Source organism: Rhodococcus sp. JG-3, assembly GCF_000482405.1.
Lineage (GTDB): Bacteria > Actinomycetota > Actinomycetes > Mycobacteriales > Mycobacteriaceae > Rhodococcoides > Rhodococcoides fascians.
On sequence record NZ_KI519398.1, the window covers coordinates 2,562,523 to 2,584,811 of the forward strand.

Below are 22,289 nucleotides of genomic sequence, written 5' to 3' on the forward strand. Positions count from 1 at the left end.
GACACGGCCCGAACAGCCGCCGACGACAGCGAAAAGGTGAGTGCCATGCCCGATTTCAAGGCCATGCTCGACGATCGGCGTGCTCGGTGGCCGTGGCTGGATCACACTGTTGTTGCCGCCCAGCGGTATCAGGGGCAGAAGGGCGATTACTACGCCGCGGGGATGACGTATTTCAGTGTGCTGGCGTTGTTTCCGCTGCTGATGGTTGCATTCGCCGTTGCCGGGTTCGTACTGGTGAATCAGCCCGAATGGCTTGCCGAGATTCAGTCGCAGATCGCCGAGAACGTCCCCGGTAGCTTCGGTGAGACGATCAGCTCGCTGATCGATACCGCGATCGAGTCCCGTACCGGTGTCGGTGTCATCGGTCTGCTCGGCGCGCTGTACGCGGGGCTCGGTTGGGTGGCCAATCTGCGTGAAGCCCTGACCGCGATGTGGGAAAGCCAGCACGAGTCGGGCGGATTCCTTGCGACCAAGGCCAAGGACCTCGCGGCTCTGCTCGGCCTGGGAGCAGCACTGGTGCTATCTCTCGGGCTGTCCGCGTTGGCCGGGGGCGGCGTCATGCGTGGCATTCTCGAATGGTTGAACCTCGATTCCGTTCCCGGCGTCGGAGTGGCGCTGCGGGTCTTCTCGATACTGCTCGCGCTTGCCGGAACCTGGGCGCTGTTCACCTGGGTGATCTCACGCCTGCCCCGCGAACCGGTGTCGTGGCGCAGTGCGGCCAAAGGTGCACTGTTGGCCGCAGTCGGTTTCGAGATCTTCAAGCAACTCGGCGCGATCTACCTCGCGTCCGTCACGAGCGGGCCCGCCGGAGTCGTGTTCGGTCCCATCATCGGTCTGTTGGTGTTCGTGTTCACGACGTCGCGGTTGGTGCTGTTCTCGACTGCGTTCGCAGCCACCACTCGGGAGAGCCTTGCAGACGCCCATGTTCCGGCACCGGACCCCGCGGTGATCAACACCCGGGTCGAGGTGAGCGACGGCCCGGGTGTCAAGGGTGGTCTGGCCTTGGTGGGCGCGGGCGCTCTGGCCGCTCTGGGTATCGCTGGACTTCGCAATCGGCGACGCTGATCCGAGGCAACCTACTTGCGAATGTGAGAGGCGGCGGGGGAGTTCAGGGGCGGCGAGACAGTGTGCGTGCGCCCCACAGCAAACCGGCCACGACCAGTGCACCGATGACCCCGATTGCGATGCGCACGACCGTGTCGCCCTGCGCCTGCAGATCGGATTGTCGGGTACCCGATTCGGCACTCGACGCCGACGCAGGGGGTCGAGCAAGGGTCGGCACGGCGCCGGTCGCACGTGTACTCGTCACCGGCGACGTGGAATCCGGTTCGACCAGATCGCCGACGCTGCTGCTCGTATCCAGGGCGAACCCGTAGTCGAGCAGCCGAGCCGCCTGTTCCCACGGCCGGATCGGTAGCACGTCACCCTTCATGAGCGTCACGACCAGACGGCGACCGTTGCGTTCGGCACCCGCCACGAAGGTCTGCCGGGCATCGTCGGTGTAGCCGGTCTTGCCGCCGAGAGCGCCCGGATAGTTGTAGAGCAGCTGGTTGTCGTTGGACAGCGTAAAACCGGGGCGGTCCTGGTCGTCGGGGATCGTGGGATCCTTCGGATAGCCGGGAAATTGCACGTTCTCGGTCGAAATCAGTTGCGCGAAGGTCGAATTGCGCATGGCCTCCCGGTAGAACAGTGCCAGGTCGTAGGCCGAGCTGGCCATGCCGGGCCCGTCCAGGCCGGAGGGAGTCGCGGTCCGTGTGTCGAGCGCGCCCAACTCTGCTGCCTTGGCATTCATCTTCTCGACGGTCGCGGTGTCACCTCCCAGCTGAGCCGACAAGGCATGCGCGGCATCGTTTCCCGACGCCATGACCAGGCCCTGCAACAGTTGCAGATTGGTGTAGACACCGTTCTTCCCGATGCCGACGGCGCTGCCTTCCGCGTCGGCATCCTCGGCCGTTGCGGTGATCTGTTTGCCGAGGTCCAGCTCGTCCAGAGCGACGAGGGCGAGCAGAATCTTGATCGTGCTCGCCGGTCGGTGCCGACCGTGTGGATCCTTGGCGGCCACGACCGATCCGGAATCGAGGTCTGCCACCACGAACCCGGTCGCCGAGATGTCCGCGGGCAGTGGGGGCGCGCCGTCCGGCACGATCGCGCCGCACTCGGCCAGTCGGGATCCGCCCACCGGGTCCGCCGGGATCGGAACCGGTTGTGGCGCAGTGCTACCCGGAGCCGGAACTTCCGAGGAATCGATCGCCGGGGGCGGCGAGGCCGCGAACGGGCACGCGTCGGTGTTCGGCGTCGTGAACGGTGGCGTCGTCGATACGACGGGTGGCTCGACTGCCGGCTGCGCCGATGCAGGGCCGCCGCCGACGCCGGCGAGAGCGAGAGCTGTCGCCCACACGGCTACGAACTTTCGGGTCCTTTTCATCGCGAATTACCATAGGCGCTACAGAGGTCACCGAGGCCGCGACCCACCGGGGAGCGGGCCGGTTCGACGGCCCTGCCAAACTACGTCCATCGTCTGTGATCGGCATTACGTTGTACAGACAGTGATCCGCCGAGCTGTGCTACCGACAGCTCGGTCGCCCGAGAGGAACCCGGATGATATTTCGACAGGCGGCCCGTACCGGCTCGCTCCGCCCGGTTCGACGCCGCGCCGGTGGGGCGGGCGTCGCGCTCGGGTTGGTGATGGTGCTGACGCTGACGGCCTGTTCGAGCACCGGTGGGGCTCCACGATCCACCGACAACGGCAGCAATGCGGGAGTGGCGAACACGCCTGCGGCGACGGTAGCGATGATCACGCACGAGGTACCGGGCGACACGTTCTGGGATCTCATCCGAAAGGGAGCCGAGGCCGCAGCAGCCAAGGACAACATCGAGCTCCGCTACTCGGCCGATCCGGAGGCACCCAATCAAGCCAATCTCGTTCAGAGCGCGATCGACTCGAAGGTCGACGGCATCGCTCTGACACTGGCCAAGCCCGAGGCCATGGCTCCGGCTGTCGAGGCGGCAACCGCAGCGGGCATCCCGGTCGTCGCCTTCAATTCCGGCTACGACGCATGGAGCGCAATGGGGGTGCAGCAGTACTTCGGTCAGGACGAAACCATCGCGGGTAGGGCTGCCGGGGCGCGGCTCACCGAAGACGGTGCGCGAAAGACCTTGTGCATTATCCAGGAGCAGGGTGCAGTAGCGCTCGAGGCGCGCTGCGCAGGAGTTCGACAGGGCTTCACCGGGGGCAGCACCGAAATTCTGAACGTCAACAGCAAGGACATGCCGTCGGTCGAGGCGACGATCACCGCGAAGCTCCAGCAGGACCCCAGCATCGATCACGTGGTAGCGCTCGCAGCCCCGATCGCACTGACCGCGGTGCAATCGAAGACCAATGCCGGTAGCGACGCCACCGTCGTCACGTTCGACACCAACGCGGCCCTCGTCGACGCGATCGAGTCAGGTGACGTCGCCTGGGCCATCGACCAGCAGCCCTATCTGCAGGGTTATCTCGCCATCGACTCCCTGTGGCTCTACCTCAACAACGGCAACACCATCGGCGGCGGCACCCCGGTGCTCACCGGCCCGGCCTTCGTCGATTCGACCAACATCGAGGCCATCGCCGAGTACGCCCGCAACGGAACTCGCTGAGCGTCGTCCGGACGCGGAAGGAACATCATGCCAACACAGGCCGACCCGGCTTCGGGAACGCACGCCGTGATCCTGGACGAGCGGGTGAAGAAACAGAAACCGTTGCAGCGCTTGCTGATTCGCCCAGAGATGGGTGCCCTGTTCGGTGCGATCGCCATCTTCGTCTTCTTCTGCATCGTCGCGCCGCCGTTTCGGTCTCCCGAAGCACTGGCCACCGTGCTGTACGCGTCGTCGACGATCGGAATCATGGCGATCGGTGTCGCGCTGCTGATGATCGGCGGCGAGTTCGACCTGTCCACCGGGGTCGCGGTCACGTTCTCCTCGATCATGGCATCGATGCTCGCTTACAACCTGCACCTCAACGTGTGGACCGGTGCCGTACTGGCACTGGGCCTCGCATCGGCGGTCGGCTTCGTCAACGGGTATCTGGTGACGAAGACGAGAATTCCGTCGTTCCTGATCACGCTGGCGTCGTTCCTGATGCTCACCGGCATCAATCTGGCCGTCACCAAACTCGTCACCGGACAGGTTGCGACCCCGTCGATCTCGGACATGCAGGGCTTCGATTCGGCGAAGGCCGTCTTCTCTTCGTCGTTCTCGCTGTTCGGGGTCTCCATCCGCATCACCGTCGTGTGGTGGCTCGTGTTCACGCTCGTGGCCACGTGGGTGCTGATGAGAACTCGTATCGGTAACTGGATCTTCGCCGTCGGGGGCGATCAGGAATCGGCCAGGGCCGTCGGTGTTCCGGTCACCAAGGTCAAGATCGGCCTGTTCGTGTTCGTGGGGTTCTGCGCATGGTTCGTCGGGATGCACCTACTGTTCGCGTTCGACACCGTGCAGTCCGGCCAAGGCGTCGGCAACGAATTTCTCTACATCATCGCGGCAGTCATCGGAGGATGTCTGCTCACGGGTGGTTACGGCACCGCCGTCGGAGCGTTCATCGGTGCGTTCATCTTCGGAATGACCAACCAGGGCATCGTGTATGCCGGGTGGAATCCCGACTGGTTCAAGTTCTTTCTCGGCGCGATGCTCCTCTTCGCCGTGATCGCCAACAACTCCTTCCGTAACTACGCGGCGAAAAGGTGAGCATGACTACCTCCTCGGACCAGCCCGTCGAGTCGCCGTCGGGCGCGTCGGTGCTGCTCATCGAACTGAAGAACGTCGGTAAGAACTACGGCAACATCGTTGCGCTGCACGGAATCGACCTACGCGTCGGTGCCGGTGAGGTCACCGGAGTTCTCGGTGACAACGGTGCAGGCAAGTCGACGCTGATCAAGATCATGGCGGGCCTGCACAAGCAGTCCGAGGGGCAACTGTTCGTCGACGGCACAGCGAGGACGTTCGACTCGCCGAGGGATGCTCTCGACCTGGGTATCGCGACGGTCTACCAGGATCTTGCCGTGGTCGCGTTGATGCCGGTGTGGCGCAACTTCTTTCTCGGCCAGGAGCTCACGAAAGGCAGATTCTTCAAGACTCTGGACACGAACGCCATGCGCGCGACGACCATCGAAGAGCTGCGCAAGATGGGCATCGATCTGCCCGACGTCGATGCCCCCATCGGGGCGTTGTCCGGCGGTCAGCGGCAATGCGTGGCAATCGCGCGCGCGATCTTCTTCGGAGCCCGTGTGCTGATTCTCGACGAGCCGACCGCGGCGCTGGGAGTCAAACAATCCGGGATGGTGCTGCGCTACATCTCCGCCGCCAAGGAACAGGGACTGGGCGTCGTGTTCATCACCCACAATCCTCACCACGCGTACCTGGTGGGCGATCATTTCGTCCTGCTCGACCGCGGCCGCCAGAAATTGGACTGCACTTACGACGACATCTCGCTCGACGAGTTGACGACCGAAATGGCTGGGGGCCAAGAGCTCGCGACCCTCACCCACGAACTCGGCCGCTGACGACCTGCGATGGGTGAGACACGGGCACGGCGGGTAGAAGAGCAGTAGTGGTGCCCGAGGGCGGCACCGGACGAAGGAGTCGACCATGAGCAAGCACGAACCCCTCGGGCCACTGTCGCCGGATTTCCTCGAGTCGGATTTCTACGGGTATCAGGGCTTGCTCGACGAAGCCGAGACCGAGGTGGTCCTGCGTACCCGCCGGTTCCTTCAGGAGCAGGTTGCGCCGCGAGCCAACGAGTTCTGGGAGAAGGCCGTCTCACCGGTACACCTGATGCCGGCCATCGCCGACCTCGAAATCGCGGGTCTGGGATACACCTTTGACGACCGCAAGGCCTCCCGCAAACTACTCACCGGCTGGCTCGAAATGGAGTTCGCGCGGGTCGATCCGTCCACCGGAACGATGTTCAGCGTGCACAGTTCGCTGGCGATGAGCAGTATCTCGATTCTGGGGTCCGAGGAACAGCGCGAGCGGTGGTTGCCCGCCATGCGCCGAATGGAGACGATCGGCGCGTTCGGACTCTCCGAACCGCACGGCGGATCGGACGTCGCCGGCGGGTTGGAGACCACGGCTCGCCTCGATGGAGACCATTGGATTCTCAACGGAAGCAAGCGATGGATCGGTAATGCGACCTTCGCGGACCTGACGATCGTCTTCGCCAAGGACGAGGCGGACGGCGAGGTCAAGGGTTTCGTGGTCGAGAAGGAATTCGAGGGGTTCCGGGCAGAGAAGATCGAGGGGAAGTACTCGCTTCGCGCAGTGGAGAACGCCGACGTCCATCTCGAGAACTGCCGCGTCCCGGTCGCCAACAAGCTGGCCGATGCCAACTCGTTCGCCGACACCGCCAAGGTGCTTCGGCTGACCCGCGGAGGAGTGGCGTTCCAAGCCGTCGGCGTCATGATGGGCGCGTACGAGCGAGCCGTCGCCTACGCGCGCGAACGGGAGCAGTTCGGGTCTCCGATCGCGTCGTTCCAGCTCATCGCCGATCTCATCGCGCGGATGACGGCGAACATCACCGCGTCTCTGGGGATGGCCGTTCGCGTCGCACAACTGCAGGGCAACGGAGTTCATCACGACGAGCATGCGGCGCTCGCGAAGACGTTCTGCACGACGCGTCTGCGCGAGGTGGTCGGATGGGCCCGAGAGATCATGGGCGGCAACGGAATTCTCATCGAGCACGACGTCATCAGGTTCTTCTCCGATGCCGAGGCGCTGTACTCGTACGAAGGCACTGCGCAGATCAACAACCTCATCGTCGGGCGAGGCGTGACGGGCTACAGCGCGTTCGTGTGACGGACAGACGAAAGCGCCCCCTCGCGTGTGCGAAGGGGCGCTTTCGTCGTAGGCGTGGTGATCAGCGAGCGAACAGCAGCGCGCGCTTGACTTCCTGGATGGCCTTGGTCACCTGGATGCCACGAGGGCACGCGTCGGTGCAGTTGAACGTCGTGCGGCAGCGCCACACACCCTCGACGTCGTTGAGGATGTCCAGACGCTCGGTGGCACCCTCGTCACGGCTGTCGAAGATGAACCGGTGCGCGTTGACGATGGCCGCCGGACCGAAGTAGCTTCCGTCGCTCCAGAACACCGGGCACGAGGTGGTGCAGCACGCACACAGGATGCACTTGGTGGTGTCGTCGAAACGGGCGCGGTCCGCAGCCGACTGAATGCGCTCGCGGGTCGGCTCGTTGCCCGTCGTCATGAGGAACGGCTTCACGGCGCGGAACGCGTCGAAGAAGGGCTCCATGTTGACGATGAGATCCTTCTCCACCGGCAAGCCACGGATGGGCTCGATGGTGATGTTGAGGGTCTTCGACGAATCCTTCGGCAGCATGTCGCGCATCAGCACCTTGCAGGCGAGACGGTTGACGCCGTTGATGCGCATCGCGTCACTGCCACAGACGCCGTGGGCGCACGAGCGACGGAACGTCAGAGTTCCGTCGAGGTAGCCCTTGACGTAGTGCAGCAGGTTCAGCAGGCGGTCGGTGGGCAGCGTGGGGACCTGGAAGGTGTCCCAGTACTGGCCGTCGCCGCTCTCGGGGTTGAAACGAGCGATCTTGAGCGTGACCATGACCGCGCCGTCGGGCACGGGAGGCAGATCGTTCTGTTCGGACTTCTTGTCCAGTGTGGGTGCGCTCATGTCAGTACTTCCGCTCCATCGGCTCGTAGCGGGTCTGGATTACCGGCTTGTAGTCCAGGCGGATCTCGGTGAGCAAACCTTCGCCCTCCTTGTAGGCCATGGTGTGCTTCATGTACTCGGCGTCGTTGCGATCGGGGAAGTCCTCGCGAGCGTGTCCGCCGCGTGATTCCTTGCGATTGAGCGCTCCGACGACGGTCACCTCGGCCATCTCGAGCAGGAAGCCGAGTTCGATGGCCTCGAGCAGGTCGCTGTTGTAGCGCTTGCCCTTGTCCGCGACGGTGATGTGGTTGTAGCGCTCCTTGAGGGCGCGCACATCCTTCAGCGCCGTCTCGAGGCGTTCCTGCGTGCGGAAGACCGACGCGTTGTTGTCCATCGACTGCTGCATCTCGGAACGGATGTCGGCCACCCGCTCGTGACCGTGGTCGGACAGGATCAGCTCGAGCCAGTCCTGCACCATCTTCGCCGGCTCCTCGGGGAGCGGGGTGAAGTCCACCGAGTTGGCGTACTCGGCCGCGGCGATGCCCGCACGACGACCGAAGACGTTGATGTCGAGCAGCGAGTTGGTTCCCAGACGGTTCGCGCCGTGCACCGACACACAGGCACACTCACCTGCCGCGTACAGGCCGGGGACGATGTCCTCGTTGTTGCGCAGCACCTCACCGCGAATCTTGGTGGGGATACCGCCCATGACGTAGTGACAGGTCGGGTAGACCGGCACCGGCTCCTTGACGGGGTCGACACCGAGGTAGGTGCGCGAGAACTCCATGATGTCGGGGAGCTTCTCGTCGAGAACTTCCTCGGGGATGTGGGTGACGTCGATGTAGACGTAGTCCTTGTTGGGACCACCGCCGCGTCCCTCGAGAACCTCGAGCACCATCGACCGCGCCACGATGTCGCGCGGAGCGAGGTCCTTGATGGTCGGGGCGTACCGCTCCATGAAGCGTTCACCCGACTCGTTGCGCAGAATGCCGCCTTCGCCGCGGACGGCCTCGGAGATGAGGATGCCCAGGCCTGCGAGGCCGGTCGGATGGAACTGGTGGAACTCCATGTCCTCCAAGGGAAGTCCCTTGCGGAACACGATGCTCATGCCGTCGCCGGTCAGAGTGTGCGCGTTGGAGGTCGTCTTGTAGATACGTCCCGAGCCGCCGGTCGCGAAGATGATCGACTTGGCGTGGAAGATGTGCAGTTCGCCGGTGGCGAGTTCGTAGGCGATGATGCCGGTGGCAACCGGCCCGTCGTCCGTCTCGGTCAGGCAGAGATCGAGCGCGTAGAACTCGTTGTAGAACTCGACGTCGTGCTTGACGCAGTTCTGGTAGAGCGTCTGCAGAATCATGTGACCGGTGCGGTCGGCTGCGTAGCACGCGCGACGAACGGGTGCCTTGCCGTGGTCACGGGTGTGGCCGCCGAAGCGTCGCTGATCGATCTTTCCTTCGGGTGTCCGGTTGAACGGAAGACCCATCTTCTCGAGGTCGAGGACGGCGTCGATGGCCTCCTTGGCCATGATCTCCACCGCGTCCTGGTCGGCGAGGTAGTCGCCGCCCTTGACGGTGTCGAACGTGTGCCACTCCCAGTTGTCTTCCTCCACGTTGGCCAGGGCGGCACACATGCCGCCCTGAGCTGCTCCGGTGTGGGAGCGGGTGGGGTAGAGCTTGGTCAATACGGCTGTCCGAGCACGGGGTCCGGCTTCGATCGCAGCACGCATTCCGGCACCGCCTGCGCCGACGATCAGTACGTCGTAACGATGTTCCTGCATGTAAGCGTCAGTGTCCTTAGCTCGCCGAGATGTTGGGATCGAAGGTGAAGATGACGTAGGTGCCGACGCCCATGATGAGGATCATCGACAGCACCAGCAAGGTCGTCAGCCAGAATCGCGTCGAGTCCTTGCGGGAGTAGTCCGCGATGATGGTGCGCAGGCCGTTGCCGCCGTGCAGCTGTGCCAGCCACAGCATCGTCAGATCCCAGAACTGCCAGAACGGGCTGGCCCAACGGCCGGCGACGAAGGCGAAGTTGATGCGGTGCACGCCGTCGTCGAGCATCAGCATGATGAACATGTGGCCCAGGACCAGCACGACGAGTGCCAGGCCGGAGAACCGCATGAACAGCCACGCGTAGAGCTCGAAGTTGCCCTTGCTCTGACGCCGCGGCGAACGCGGGTTGGCCAGGCTGGCCGGACGGTCGTAGTTCGTGCCGAGGACCTTCGCCTCGGGACCCTGCGTCGACATCAGTGACCACCCGCCGTGAACATGTTGTAGAAGATTCGTCCCGCGCCCGGGATCATGACGACGAGCCAGACGACTGCGATGACCCAGAGCATCAGCTTCTGGTACTGCGGTCCCTTGGCCCAGAAGTCGATCAGCATGACTCGGATGCCGTTCAACGCGTGGTACAGCACTGCCGCGACGAGGCCGAGTTCCATGAGTCCGACGAGCGGGGTCTTGTAGGTTTCGATGATGGCGTCGTACGTCTCGGGATTGACCCGAACCATCGCCGTGTCGAGAACGTGGACGAACAAGAAGAAGAACGTCAACACGCCTGTGATGCGGTGCAGAACCCAGGACCACATTCCCGGGTCCCCGCGGTACAGAGACCGCTTGCGCTCCTTGACCGGAGCGGCTTCCGTCGTGCTACTCATCGAGTGCAATGCCTCCAACGTCGTTGGTGGACGCGTCGAGCCCGGTGGCCGGGCTTAACCTGGCTCGATTTGTCGCGATTCGGCCCTAGTGCTGGTTGTACTAGCCGCTTGATAGAAACTGTAAACCCATTCGAAACACGGAACTAATTCGACTCGAGGTTCGTATGGTGCCGAAATCCCGTGTTAGGTTTGCCTTCCCAATTCATTCGGGCGGTTTCGGGTAGATCTCTGCATCAATTCAGACAGCGTGATTGGATGGGTGACCATGAACGAAATCGACTGGAATGCGTTGCGCGACAATGCCCATGGGGCCATGAGGCACGCATACGCCCCGTACTCCAATTTTCCGGTGGGCGCGGCAGCTCTGGTGGACGACAATCGCATTGTCACCGGGTGCAATGTGGAAAATGTCTCATACGGTTTGGGCCTGTGCGCCGAGTGCGGGTTGGTGTCGAACCTGCACTCGACCGGCGGGGGCAGGCTCGTTGCCTTTTCCTGTTGCGATTCCCGACGCGAGATCCTCATGCCGTGCGGGCGGTGCAGGCAGTTGCTGTACGAGTTCGGCGGCGCGGATCTGCTCGTCGATACCGCCACCGGGCCGCGTCGGCTGGCAGAGTTGCTCCCGGACGCATTCGGCCCCGACAACCTCGACGAAGGACGCGTGAACAACCATGCCTGACGCCGTATCGATCATCAGCGCCAAACGCGACGGACGCGTTCTCGACGACGAGCAGATCGAGTGGGTGATCGCCGAGTTCACCCGCGGAAGCGTCGCGCCGGAACAGATGTCGGCGTTGGCGATGGCAATTCTGCTGCGCGGATTGTCGCGCCGGGAGTTGAGTACGTGGACGAACGCCATGATCGCGTCGGGCACGCGAATGGACTTCTCCGCGTTGCCGCTCCCTACCGTGGACAAGCACTCGACCGGTGGCGTCGGAGACAAGATCACGCTGCCGCTCGCACCCTTGGTCGCTGCGTGCGGAGCGGCGGTGCCGCAACTGTCGGGCCGCGGGCTGGGACATACCGGGGGCACTTTGGACAAGCTCGAGTCCATCCCCGGATGGCGAGCTGATCTCAGCGGCGACGAGATGCACCGGATTCTTGCCGACCCGGCCGTGGGCGCGGTGGTCTGCGCGGCAGGCGCAGATCTGGCTCCGGCCGACAAGAAGCTCTACGCCCTGCGCGACGTCACCGGAACTGTCGAGTCGATTCCGTTGATCGCCAGTTCGATCATGAGCAAGAAGATCGCCGAGGGCACGGGCGCGTTGGTGCTCGACGTGAAGGTCGGGGCGGGCGCGTTCATGAAGAACGTCGACGATGCGCGCGAACTGGCAACGGCGATGGTCGAACTCGGAACGGATGCGGGCGTACGGACCCTGGCGGTGCTGACGGCGATGGACACACCGCTCGGCCTCACCGCGGGCAACGCGCTCGAAGTGCAGGAGTCGGTGGAGGTTCTGGCCGGCGGCGGACCGTCGGACATCGTGGAGCTGACGATCACGCTGGCACGCACCATGCTCGCCGCGGCCGGGATCGAGGGCATCGATCCGGCAGACAAGCTTGCCGACGGGTCCGCCATGGACCGGTGGCGCACGATGATCGCGGCGCAGGGCGGCGACCCCGACGCCGCGCTGCCCGTCGCCCGTGAGAGCCAGGAATTCACTGCGACGCAGGACGGCGTCGTCACCGGCGTGGACGCGATGGGCGTCGGCCTCGCGGCGTGGCGGCTCGGTGCGGGCCGGGAGCGGCAGGGCGAGCCGGTACAGAGCGCAGCCGGCGTGCGTCTGCATGCCAAGCCGGGCGATCGGGTTCGCGCCGGGGATCGGTTGGCCACTTTGTACACCGACACCCCGGAGAAGTTCGACTACGCGCAGCAGGCCCTCGAGGCCAGTTGGGAGATCGGCACCACCGCCGCGCAGCCGACCCCCCTCGTCATCGACCGGATCGGGCTGTAACGCCGTCGGTCAGATCAGGTTGCCCGCCTCGGTCAGCACGCTGCGCAGAATCTGTTCCATCTCGTCGAACTCCTTCTGCCCGCAGATCAGTGGCGGAGCCAGCTGTACCACCGGGTCGCCGCGATCGTCGGCCCGGCAGTACAGCCCGGCGTCGAACAGGGCGGTGGACAGGAACCCGCGGAGGATGCGTTCTGCTTCGGCGTCGCTGAACGTTTCCTTCGTGGCCTTGTCCTTCACCAACTCGATGCCGTAGAAGTACCCCTCGCCGCGCACATCGCCGACGATGGGCAGATCGTGCAGTTTTTCGAGCGTCGCGCGGAACGCGGGTGCGTTGTCCGCAACGTGGGCGTTGAGCCCCTCGCGTTCGAAGATGTCGAGATTGGCCATGGCGACGGCTGCGGAGACGGGGTGCCCGCCGAAGGTGTAGCCGTGGGCGAAGCTCGACGTGCCGTCGTCGAACGGCTCGAAGAGCTTGTCGGAGGCGATCATCGCGCCGATGGGGGAGTAGCCCGAGGTCATTCCCTTGGCGCAGGTGATGATGTCGGGTACGTAGCCGAAGTCGTTGCAGGCGAACATCGATCCGATGCGCCCGAACGCGCAGATGACCTCGTCCGAGACCAACAGGACGTCGTAGCGATCGCAGATCTCGCGGACCCGCTCGAAGTATCCGGGTGGAGGAGGGAAGCAGCCACCCGCATTCTGGACCGGTTCGAGGAACACGGCTGCCACCGAGTCGGGGCCCTCGAATTCGATGGCCTCGGCGATGCGGTCGGCCGCCCAGATTCCGAACGCCTTGGGATCGGTGTCCATGGGGGCCGCAGCCCGATAGATATTGGTGTTCGGCACCCGAAATGCGCCCGGGGTCAACGGTTCGAATGGTTCCTTGAGTGCCGGGATACCGGTGATGGCCAGGGCGCCCTGCGGGGTGCCGTGGTACGCGATGGCACGCGAGATCACCTTGTGCTTACCTGGTTTGCCGACCTTCTTGAAATACTGTTTGGCCAGCTTCCACGCGCTCTCGACTGCTTCGCCACCGCCGGTGGTGAAGAACACTCGGTTGAGGTCCCCAGGGGCGTATCCGGCGAGCCGTTCGGCGAGTTCGATGGCCGGCTCGGTGGCGTACGACCACAGTGGGAAGAACGCCAATTCCTTGGCCTGCTTCGCTGCGGCCTCGGCCAGTTCTTCGCGGCCGTGCCCCACCTGCACCACGAACAGGCCCGACAGTCCGTCGATGTAGCTCTTGCCGTTCGAGTCCCAGATGGTCGAACCCTCGCCGCGGGTGATGATCGGGGGAGTGACCCCGCCGCCGTGACGGGTGAAGTGGCCCCACAGATGCTTTGCCGCGGAGGCGTCGAGCTCGGATGTGGTTCGCGTCATCGTGTTCCCCAATTGTATTGCTGCTTGACGAGTTTCAGATAGACCAGGGTTTCGGTACTGGTGACCGCGTCGAGGCTGCGGATCTGCTTGTTGAGAATCCGTAGTAGTTGTTCGTCGTCCTCGCACACCACTTCGACAACGATGTCGAAGGAGCCTGCCGTGAGGACCACGTAGTCGATCGCGTCGATCGCCGAGAGTTGCTCGGCCAGTGCATGACTGTCTCCGGTGCACTTGATGCCGATCATGGCCTGCCGCTTGAACCCGACCTGCACCGGATCGGTGACGGCGACGATCTGCATGACGCCGGAGTCCGTCAAGCGTTGAACACGTTGCCGCACGGCAGCTTCCGACAACCCGACGGCTTTGCCGATCGCGGCGTAGGAGCGTCGCCCGTCCTCCTGAAGTTGTTCGATGATCGCCTTGGAGACGTCGTCGAGTGCGATGGGTGACTGATCCGGCATCGGTCGATCTTGTCACCGACACCGCCGCCGACACAAGCGATAGGCGATGAAATTCGCAATAAATATCTGTGTCGACGACAGAATCGGTTGTTGCGGGATCGGAAATCGGGCGAATCCGTGGATCGGTCGGTATCGTACAGTCATGGCGAACATTCCTGGTTGTTGGATCGACGGACGCGCAGTGGACGGCAGCGGCGACCGCTGCGGCGTCGAGAACCCGGCGACCGGAACTGTGGTGTCCGAGTTCGGTCTCGCCACGGCAGCGGACGTCGAAGCGGCTTTCGTTCGAGCGCGCTCGGCGCTACCGGAGTGGGCCACCGCAACTCCGGCCCAGCGCGGCGCGGTGCTTGCCGACTTGGCGCGATCGGTGGCGGCCGACGCCGAATTCGCCACCGAAGAGGTGGCCCAGACCGGCAAAAGCGTGCGTCTGGCAACGGAGTTCGACGTTCCGGGCAGCGTCGACAACATCGAGTTCTTCGCCGGAGCTGCCCGACATCTGGACGGCAAGGCGGCGGCCGAGTACTCGGGCGAACACACCTCGGCCATCCGACGCGACCCGGTCGGCGTGGTCGGATCGATCACGCCGTGGAACTATCCGCTGCAGATGGCCGTCTGGAAGGCGATCCCGGCGTTGGCGGCCGGGTGTTCCATCGTGCTCAAGCCCAGTGAACTCACGCCTCTGACCACGCTGCGTCTGGCGCGTCTCGCCTCGGAGGCCGGCCTGCCCGACGGGGTGTTCAACGTGGTCACCGGAACCGGAGCGGAGGCCGGAGTCGCGTTGTCCTCGCATGCGGGCCTGGATCTGATGACTTTCACCGGTTCCACTCCCGTCGGGAGGCAGGTGATGTCGCAGGCAGCCGTGCACGGCACCCGGGTGCAGCTCGAACTCGGCGGCAAGGCCCCCTTCGTGGTGTTCGACGATGCCGACCTCGAGGCTGCGATTCACGGTGCCGTCGCCGGTTCGTTGATCAACGGCGGACAGGATTGCACGGCAGCCACCCGCGCCATCGTCGCGGACTCGCTCTACGACGATTTCGTCGCCGGAGTTGCCGAGGTGATGGAACGCGTCGTCATGGGAGATCCGACGGATCCGGCGACCGACATGGGATCGCTGATCTCGATCGCGCATCGGGATCGGGTTGCGGCCATGGTGGATCGGGCTCGCGATATCGGAGCGAGGATCGTCACCGGAGGCCGTGTCCCGGACGGTAGGGGTGCTTTCTACCCGCCGACGTTGATCGCCGATGTGGGTGAGCAGGACGAGATCTACCGCGACGAGGTGTTCGGACCGGTGCTCACGGTGTCGCGGCACTACGGCGACGACGATGCGATTCGGCGGGCCAACGACACCGCGTTCGGACTGGCGGCCTCGGCGTGGACCCGCGACGTGTATCGCGCGGGCCGAGCGTCGCGGGAGATCGCGGCCGGTTGTGTGTGGATCAACGACCACATCCCGATCATCAGCGAGATGCCGCACGGCGGTTTCGGAGCGTCGGGCTTCGGCAAGGACATGTCGAGCTACTCGCTCGACGAGTACCTCACCGTCAAACACGTGATGACCGACATCACCGGTGTGGCCCGAAAGTCCTGGCATCGCACCGTTTTCGCCAGCGCAGGACCCGAGGATCAGGAGCTACGACGATGAGCGCATCCTGGGCGACCGACCCCACCGATCGCGGCGTGGCGATAGTTCTCGGAGCAGCGCCGCAGCCCTTCTGGCTCGACCGACCGGAACGACCGACGCCCAGGCCGCGGCACTCCGGTTCGACGTCTGCGGATCTGGTGATCGTCGGCGGCGGGTTCACCGGATTGTGGGCGGCTCTGCAGGCGGCAGAGGAGAACCCCGACAGATCGATCGTGTTGCTCGAAGGCGACCGCATTGCCGAGGGCGCCACCGGACGCAACGGCGGCTTCTGCGCGGCCAGCCTGACGCACGGACTGGGCAACGGACTCGACCGGTATGCCGACGAACTACCCGAGTTGCTGCGGATGGGAACCGAGACGCTCGACGCGATCTGCGCGGCTGCGAAGAAGTACGGAATCGACGCCGACATCGAACGCACCGGCGAGCTCGACATCGCCAATTTCGACTGGCAAGTCGACGACCTCCGTGAGCTCGGCGACGAGGGGAGACGACTGTCGCAACCGATGGAATACCTCGACGCCGCTGCAGTGAGAGCCAAAATCACCTCACCGATGGCGCGCGGTGCCCTGTTCGACCCCGACGTCGCGATGATCGATCCTGCCAAATTGGCATGGGGCCTGGCCGACGCGGTGGAGTCGCTCGGCGTACGCATCCACGAGAACACTCGGGCCTTGTCGATCGACAAGTCCGGCAACGGTATTCGGGTGAAGACGGGCTACGGCACCATCGAGGCAGCCAAGGTTCTGCTGGCCACCTCGGCATCGAAATCGTTGCGCCGCAAGCTCCGTCACTGGATCGTCCCGGTGTGGGACTACGTGATCATGACCGAACCACTGACGCCGGCGCAGCTCGCCGCAATCGGCTGGTCCGGCCGCGAAGGATTGGCCGACTCCGGCAACCGATTCCACTATTTCCGGTTGACGGCCGACGATCGCATCCTGTTCGGCGGGTGGGACGCGCACTACTTCTACGGTAGCGACACCGACCCACGTCGAACCCAACATCCAGACGAGTTCGCGTTGCTCGCCGAACATCTGCTGCAGATGTTCCCAACCCTCGAGGGAATCCGTGCGACCCACGCGTGGGGCGGATCGATCGACACGTGCTCGCGGTTCAGTGCCTTCTGGGATCTGGGTATGAACGGGCGAGTGGCGTCGGTGGCCGGGTTCACCGGCCTCGGCGTCGGCGCGTCGCACTTCGGGGCCCGAACGGCACTGGATCTGCTCGACGGGCGCGACACCGAACGAACGCGCCTGAAGATGGTGCGTACCAAGCCGTTGCCGTTTCCACCCGAGCCCCTCAAGTCGATCGGGATCAACATCACTCGTGCGCAATTCGCTCGCGCAGACCGCAACGAGGGACGGCGGGGATTGTGGCTGAAGGGAATGGACGCGTTGGGTTTGGGCTTCGACAGTTAGAGCGGCTGCGCCGCACGTGCGTGGAAACTCGGGCTCTGCTACGCATTTCCACTCACATGCGGCGAAGCCGCTCACTCGTGCGGAACGACGACCACCGGCACCGGGGCAGCACGCAGAATCTTGGCGGCACTCGAGCCCAGGAACACCCGCTTGGGAGTCGCCAGCCGACTCGAGCCGAGCAACAACACATCACCCGGCTTCCACTCGAGGTTGCCCACGGCCTCGTCCAGTGTCGACCCGTCGGCCACCACGGATTCCAGGCCTTCGATGCCGGGGAGCGTGCGGGCCGCGAGTTCCAGATTCTCCTGTGCGGCAGCGACTTGCCGTCGACGCGTGTCCAGTGAAGTCTCGTCGCTCGGGGTTCCGGTCGATTCCAGAGAGACCAGCGAGACCAATCGGAGAGGCACGTGCGCAGCGCTGGCGAGAGTGAAAGCGAACGGCAACGGGTTCGGCGCGGATGACCGGGTGGGGACGGCGACGGTGAGATCGGTGATCGGTGCGCTGGAGAGCCGGTAACCCCGAGGGGCAAGTGCCAACGGAACTTCCGAGGCGTGCAGAAGCTGACCGGCGACCGAGCCGATCGAATGTCGGTTCAGCAGGCCGTCACTGGCACCGCCGACAACGATCATGTCGGCATCGGAGTTCACGGCGAAGTCGATCAGGGCGCGGGCGAACGACTCGTGGCCGATCACGTGCGTGGTCACCTCGATACCCGACGGGACCTGGGCGGCCGCGTCGTCCACCCAGCCCTTTGCCTTGGCCTCGAGGATCTTTCGATACGGTCCACTGCCTTCCATGACAGGTTCGTCGACGGCCATGACCAGCACGATGTCGATGGACGCGTCGAGGGCGCGGGCGAGGGCGGTGGCCAGGGCTACGCCGTCGTCGCCGCTGGGGGTGGCGAGGTAGCCGACGGTGATCTTCATGAGTTTCGGTCCTTCTCTTCTAGTAAGTGTCCGGAACCTTGACTTCGGTGGACGCGGTGAGTGTCTTGCCCTGGAAGAAATCCTTGTTACCCACGAAGCAGAGCAGCATCAGTGGGATTCCGAGTACCAGCATGCCGACACCGAGGACGAACACTCCGCCGATCGGACCGTAGACGGTGTAACCGTAGTCGGGCTTGATCATGTCGACTGCGCTCTGCACGAACGCCCACGTCATGGACAGCCCGCCGAGAAGTGGAAAGATGCCGCGCATGAACAGGTTTCGGGCGGACGAGAACAGTGTCCGACGGAAGTACCATGTGCATGCGTATGCCGTGATGCCGTAGTAGAACGCGACCGCGAGTCCGAGCGATGCCACCGAATCCTGCAGCGCGTTGGCGCTGACGAAGGTGAGCACCAGGTAGAACATCAGGGCTGCGGCACCCATCACGAGCGTGCCGAAGCCGGGCGTCATGTACTTGGGGTGCACGCTGGCGAACCGCTTGGGGATTGCCTCGTACACAGCCATCGACAGTGTTCCGCGGGCCGTGGGCAGGATGGTCGTCTGTGTAGAGGACAGCGCCGAGATGGACACCGTCAACAGCAGCAGCGACGCGACGATCGAGCCGGCGACCGGATCGCCGAGAATGGTGAGCACATCGTCGACGTTGTCCGGATTGTTCAGACCGATACCCGTGTCTCCGAACCCCGCGAACGACTGCACGGCGTATCCGACGAGCACGTAGGTCGCGACGAGAATCAGCGTGGTGATCACTGCGGCTCGTCCCGGCGTCTTCTCCGAGTCCTTCGTTTCCTCGCCGACGGCAAGGCAGGCATCCCATCCCCAGTAGATGAAGATGCACAGGATGATGGCCTGGGCCGCGTCGGACATCGTCACCCCGGTGGGCACCAACCAGCTCCATTGCGGCGTGATGGCCTGCGGACCGGCCGTACCCGTCCCCACCTTGACCAGTGCCGTCACCGACACTCCGATGAGTACGCCGAACTGGACGACCAGCAACACGTTCTGCATGCGTTCGCTGATGAGGATGCCGCGAAAACTCACGTAGGTCATCGCGACGATGAAGAACGAACCGAGGGCGACCTTGGCCGCGGTGGACTCCGCCAAGTCCGACAGGCCGAGGAACTCGAACAGGTAGATGGCTGCGATCTCGGCAACATTGGCCAGCACGATGATCGCCGAGACGGCCAGCCCCCACCCGGCCATCCAACCGACCCAGGGCCCGAAGGCCTTGGTGCCCCAGGTGAACGACGTACCGCAGTCCGGTGTGTCGCGCCCGAGCTCGCGGTAGGCGAAGGCGGTGAGCAGCATCGGAACGAAGGCGATGAGAAACATCGACGGTGCTTTGTCGCCGACGGCCAGAACGACGTAGCCGAGGGTGGCGGCGAGACTGTAGGCCGGGGCCACCGCCGACAGTCCGATGACGATGTTGCCGACCAACCCGAGCGCGCCGGTGTTGAGTCCCTTGCCCGGAATGGTGCTGGGCGGTTCCGCAATCGACATAGGTCTCTCCGAGGTTCGAGTCGACCGAGGCGTCGGAAGGGGACCCGACAGAATCGGTCGCGTGTGATGGATGAACACTACGATTTCCGTCGCCGATTCGCTGTGTATCGACGGAATAGTTTTCATCGGAGTAACAATGCAACGAAATAGGTCGCGGAAGCGGCGGACGTCGGGGGAATCCGCGGACTCGCCGAGTGGCGATGACAGGCGCGCGTCCGCGCACGACGCGCGCTACCGTCGACACATGAGCACCGCGGAGAACACTCAGTCCTCGATCGGTGGCAGTGCGCCACTCGATCTCGCGTCCATCAGGTCGGCTCCGAAGGCGTTGCTCCACGACCACCTCGACGGCGGACTCCGACCGCAGACCGTGCTCGAACTGGCCGACGAATGCGGATACGACGGGTTACCCGCGACCGACGGTGCCGCTCTGGGGGAGTGGTTCCGCGACGCAGCGGACAGTGGATCGCTCGAGCGCTACCTCGAGACCTTCGCGCACACCGTGGCCGTGATGCAAACCCCCGAGGGGTTGTTCAGGGTGGCGCGCGAATGCGCCGAGGATCTGGCCGACGACGGCGTCGTGTACGCCGAGGTGCGCTTCGCGCCGGAACAGCACCTCGAACGCGGGCTGAGCCTCGACGAGGTCGTCACCCACACCCTCGCCGGTTTCGAGGCGGGCATCTCCGCAGCCAAGGTGCGGGGCAAGAACATCACCATAGGCACCCTGCTGACGGCCATGCGGCACGCCGCACGTTCACGAGAAATCGCGGAACTGACGGTGCGTTTCCGTGACCGCGGAGTGGTGGGCTTCGACATCGCCGGGGCCGAGGCGGGCTTCCCTCCCAGCCGCCATCTCGACGCCTTCGAATACATGCGAGCCAGCAACGCGCACTTCACCATTCACGCAGGCGAAGCGTTCGGTCTGCCGTCCATCCAGGAAGCAGTGGCGTTCTGCGGGACCGACCGGCTCGGACACGGAGTGCGAATCACCGACGACATCACCACGAACTCCGACGGCACGCCGTCACTCGGTCTGTTGGCCGCGTACGTCCGCGACACCAGGATGCCGTTGGAGTTGTGCCCCAGTTCCAACGTGCAGACCGGTGCCGTCGAATCGTTGGCGACGCACCCCTTCGATCTGCTCGCACGACTGCGGTTTCGCGTCACCGTGAACACCGACAACCGATTGATGAGCGACACCTCGATGAGCCGAGAGATGGTCAAACTGGTGGATACGTTCGGCTACGGGTGGAGTGACCTCGAGCGATTCACCATCAATGCGATGAAGTCCGCATTCCTGCCGTTCGACGAGCGATTGGCGTTGATCGACGACGTCATCAAGCCCGGCTACGCGGTGCTGATCGGCTGACGAGCGAGCGCGCGGCCGGGCGAGAACGCCCTACTTCTTGCGGAGACGGCTCTCGAACTCTCGCTCGAGGGCTCGCCAGGCCTCGGCCTCGACGTCGAACGGTGCGCTCGGGGCCAGCCGATCGGGACTGGGCTCGAGGGTGTACGAGACGTACCAGCCCAACGGTGTGGACGTGGCGAGGGCCTCGTCCACCGAGCTGTCGCCGGCGAAATCGGCTGCATCGGTGAACAATTCGACGGCAAGATCGAGCTGGTCGACGTCCACTGCGGTGGGCCCGTCGGCAAGGTCGTCGGCGAGTCCGGGCAAGACGTAGACGTTGTCGTCGGTGATCGTGATGTCCAGGGAGCCGTCGATCGCGGCGGTCTGAACATCGGAGTAGGTGCTGACCTGCGCCAGATCGTGATCGTGATCGTCGGCGAGATAGCGAGCCAGCGACCGCTCGGACCCGAACACGCTGATGGCTCCACCGCGGCCGAGGAAGACGGGCTTGTCGCCGAGGTAGCACCGCAGGGTGTACAGCGTGTCGTCGGACGTGATGATGCGAATGGGATCGATACCGACGGTGGTCCAGAACGTCTCCTCCGCCGCGGCAGCGGCGATGGGATCTCGGTCGACGTCGTCCTCGTCGCTCTCTGCGTCGTGGTCGGACTCGTCGTCCTCGGTGTCGTCGTCGATGTCGTCCGTTGCGTCGTCTGCATCGACGGCGTTCTCCGCAGCCGCGGTGATCTCCGCCTCGGCGACGGCGACGGCGGCGCTGTCGACGTCGGGGGAGGTCACGATGGAATCGACTGCGTCGAGGACTTCGTCCCAATGCTTCGCCACTGCTGCGCCGATGCGGTCCCACAGCTCGGCACCTTCACGGCCGAGAAAGTTCTCGACGCCACCGGCCACCGCTCCGACGAACGGATTGGTTCCGAAAAAGCTTGTGACGGGCCGTAGTTCGCAGACATCACCGATGGACGAGACGATGTCGAAGGTGGCCTGCAGTTCGGCGAGAACGTCGGCTTCGGGGTCTGCAGCCACCAGCTCGGGCACTGCGACGAGGTCGAACCGATGCAGCTCGTCGGGCTCGAGTTCGTAGGCCGCGAGAGCGGACACCACCGGCCACGACGGGTGGTCGACGAGGTCGTTGTCGTCGTCGGATCGGACGAATGCGGCGAGCTCGGCAACCGTGGCGAATCCGTAGAGATCTTCCTCGTGTCCGAGGAATGCCTCCCATTCGTCGTCGCCTTCTCGCCACTCCGGTGCCCACAGTGTCGAGAAGTCACCGGCGGTCAGACCGAGTTCGATCGGGATGATGTCTCCAGCCATG

At 64.4% G+C, this 22,289-nt stretch carries 20 protein-coding genes; 10 read left to right on the forward strand and 10 right to left on the reverse strand.

All coding sequences use genetic code 11. The features are described 5' to 3' along the window. Positions 1-45 precede the first annotated feature (45 nt). A complete protein-coding gene (gene yhjD / locus K414_RS0113530) occupies positions 46-1,065 on the forward strand; it encodes an inner membrane protein YhjD (RefSeq protein ID WP_027496411.1) in 1,020 nt (339 codons plus the stop codon). A 43-nt stretch (positions 1,066-1,108) separates the two neighbouring features. Here the strand turns inward: yhjD and K414_RS0113535 are convergent, their stop codons facing one another. Next, positions 1,109-2,425, reverse strand: coding sequence for a D-alanyl-D-alanine carboxypeptidase family protein (locus K414_RS0113535; RefSeq protein WP_027496412.1), 1,317 nt, complete (start codon positions 2,423-2,425; stop codon positions 1,109-1,111). Positions 2,426-2,685: 260 nt separating this feature from the next. Here K414_RS0113535 and K414_RS0113540 point away from each other — a divergent pair, with 260 nt between their 5' ends. The 4 genes from K414_RS0113540 to K414_RS0113555 all read left to right on the forward strand — a co-directional run bounded on the left by K414_RS0113540 (position 2,686) and on the right by K414_RS0113555 (position 6,828). Next, positions 2,686-3,636, forward strand: coding sequence for a substrate-binding domain-containing protein (locus K414_RS0113540; RefSeq protein ID WP_032367238.1), 951 nt, complete (start codon positions 2,686-2,688; stop codon positions 3,634-3,636). Positions 3,637-3,663: 27 nt separating this feature from the next. Next, positions 3,664-4,722 (forward strand): ABC transporter permease, encoded by a 1,059-nt coding sequence (locus tag K414_RS0113545; RefSeq protein WP_027496414.1) that lies wholly within the window; start codon positions 3,664-3,666, stop codon positions 4,720-4,722. Positions 4,723-4,724: 2 nt separating this feature from the next. Then, complete coding sequence (locus tag K414_RS0113550) at positions 4,725-5,537, forward strand: ATP-binding cassette domain-containing protein (RefSeq protein WP_027496415.1); 813 nt, start codon at positions 4,725-4,727, stop codon at positions 5,535-5,537. Positions 5,538-5,622: 85 nt separating this feature from the next. Further along, positions 5,623-6,828, forward strand: coding sequence for an acyl-CoA dehydrogenase family protein (locus K414_RS0113555; protein ID WP_051365107.1), 1,206 nt, complete (start codon positions 5,623-5,625; stop codon positions 6,826-6,828). 61 nt (positions 6,829-6,889) lie between these two features. Here K414_RS0113555 and K414_RS0113560 read toward each other — a convergent pair whose 3' ends face one another. The 4 genes from K414_RS0113560 to sdhC are packed head-to-tail and all read right to left on the reverse strand — an operon-like array spanning position 6,890 to position 10,304. Next, the gene (locus tag K414_RS0113560) at positions 6,890-7,672 is read right to left on the reverse strand and encodes a succinate dehydrogenase iron-sulfur subunit (RefSeq protein ID WP_027496417.1); all 783 of its coding nucleotides are present in this window, start codon (positions 7,670-7,672) and stop codon (positions 6,890-6,892) included. Position 7,673: 1 nt separating this feature from the next. Next, on the reverse strand, positions 7,674-9,425 hold the full coding sequence (gene sdhA, locus K414_RS0113565; RefSeq protein ID WP_027496418.1) for a succinate dehydrogenase flavoprotein subunit: 1,752 nt from the start codon (positions 9,423-9,425) through the stop codon (positions 7,674-7,676). A gap of 16 nt (positions 9,426-9,441) precedes the next feature. Continuing rightward, positions 9,442-9,894, reverse strand: a complete 453-nt coding sequence (locus K414_RS0113570) for a succinate dehydrogenase hydrophobic membrane anchor subunit (RefSeq protein WP_027496419.1) — start codon at positions 9,892-9,894, stop codon at positions 9,442-9,444. Further along, positions 9,894-10,304: a succinate dehydrogenase, cytochrome b556 subunit gene (gene sdhC / locus K414_RS0113575; protein WP_072692119.1), complete on the reverse strand. Its 411-nt coding sequence runs from the start codon at positions 10,302-10,304 to the stop codon at positions 9,894-9,896. The genes K414_RS0113570 and sdhC overlap by 1 nt, the downstream gene beginning before the upstream one ends. 265 nt (positions 10,305-10,569) lie before the next feature. Here sdhC and K414_RS0113580 point away from each other — a divergent pair, with 265 nt between their 5' ends. Beyond that, complete coding sequence (locus K414_RS0113580) at positions 10,570-10,983, forward strand: cytidine deaminase (RefSeq protein ID WP_027496421.1); 414 nt, start codon at positions 10,570-10,572, stop codon at positions 10,981-10,983. After that, entirely contained in the window at positions 10,976-12,259 is a 1,284-nt protein-coding gene (locus K414_RS0113585; RefSeq protein WP_027496422.1) for a thymidine phosphorylase, read from the forward strand. Before K414_RS0113580 ends, K414_RS0113585 begins: the two co-directional genes overlap by 8 nt. Before the next feature lie 9 nt (positions 12,260-12,268). On the opposite strand, the gene K414_RS0113590 is transcribed toward K414_RS0113585, so the two are convergent. Then, positions 12,269-13,636 (reverse strand): aspartate aminotransferase family protein, encoded by a 1,368-nt coding sequence (locus tag K414_RS0113590; protein WP_027496423.1) that lies wholly within the window; start codon positions 13,634-13,636, stop codon positions 12,269-12,271. Beyond that, positions 13,633-14,097, reverse strand: a complete 465-nt coding sequence (locus K414_RS0113595; protein ID WP_027496424.1) for an Lrp/AsnC family transcriptional regulator — start codon at positions 14,095-14,097, stop codon at positions 13,633-13,635. Before K414_RS0113595 ends, K414_RS0113590 begins: the two co-directional genes overlap by 4 nt. 142 nt (positions 14,098-14,239) lie before the next feature. Here K414_RS0113595 and K414_RS0113600 point away from each other — a divergent pair, with 142 nt between their 5' ends. Together K414_RS0113600 and K414_RS0113605 are read left to right on the forward strand one after the other, a co-directional pair. Next, positions 14,240-15,742: a gamma-aminobutyraldehyde dehydrogenase gene (locus K414_RS0113600; protein ID WP_027496425.1), complete on the forward strand. Its 1,503-nt coding sequence runs from the start codon at positions 14,240-14,242 to the stop codon at positions 15,740-15,742. Continuing rightward, the gene (locus K414_RS0113605; protein ID WP_027496426.1) at positions 15,739-17,160 is read left to right on the forward strand and encodes an FAD-dependent oxidoreductase; all 1,422 of its coding nucleotides are present in this window, start codon (positions 15,739-15,741) and stop codon (positions 17,158-17,160) included. The genes K414_RS0113600 and K414_RS0113605 overlap by 4 nt, the downstream gene beginning before the upstream one ends. A 71-nt stretch (positions 17,161-17,231) precedes the next feature. Here the strand turns inward: K414_RS0113605 and K414_RS0113610 are convergent, their stop codons facing one another. After that, a complete protein-coding gene (locus K414_RS0113610) occupies positions 17,232-18,086 on the reverse strand; it encodes a universal stress protein (RefSeq protein ID WP_027496427.1) in 855 nt (284 codons plus the stop codon). Between the two features lie 19 nt (positions 18,087-18,105). Then, positions 18,106-19,608, reverse strand: a complete 1,503-nt coding sequence (locus K414_RS0113615) for an APC family permease (protein ID WP_027496428.1) — start codon at positions 19,606-19,608, stop codon at positions 18,106-18,108. A gap of 244 nt (positions 19,609-19,852) precedes the next feature. Between K414_RS0113615 and K414_RS0113620 the strand changes: the two genes are divergently transcribed. Then, positions 19,853-20,977 (forward strand): adenosine deaminase, encoded by a 1,125-nt coding sequence (locus tag K414_RS0113620; protein ID WP_051365108.1) that lies wholly within the window; start codon positions 19,853-19,855, stop codon positions 20,975-20,977. A 30-nt stretch (positions 20,978-21,007) separates the two neighbouring features. Here K414_RS0113620 and K414_RS0113625 read toward each other — a convergent pair whose 3' ends face one another. After that, positions 21,008-22,288 (reverse strand): hypothetical protein, encoded by a 1,281-nt coding sequence (locus tag K414_RS0113625; protein WP_027496430.1) that lies wholly within the window; start codon positions 22,286-22,288, stop codon positions 21,008-21,010. Position 22,289: the final 1 nt, after the last annotated feature.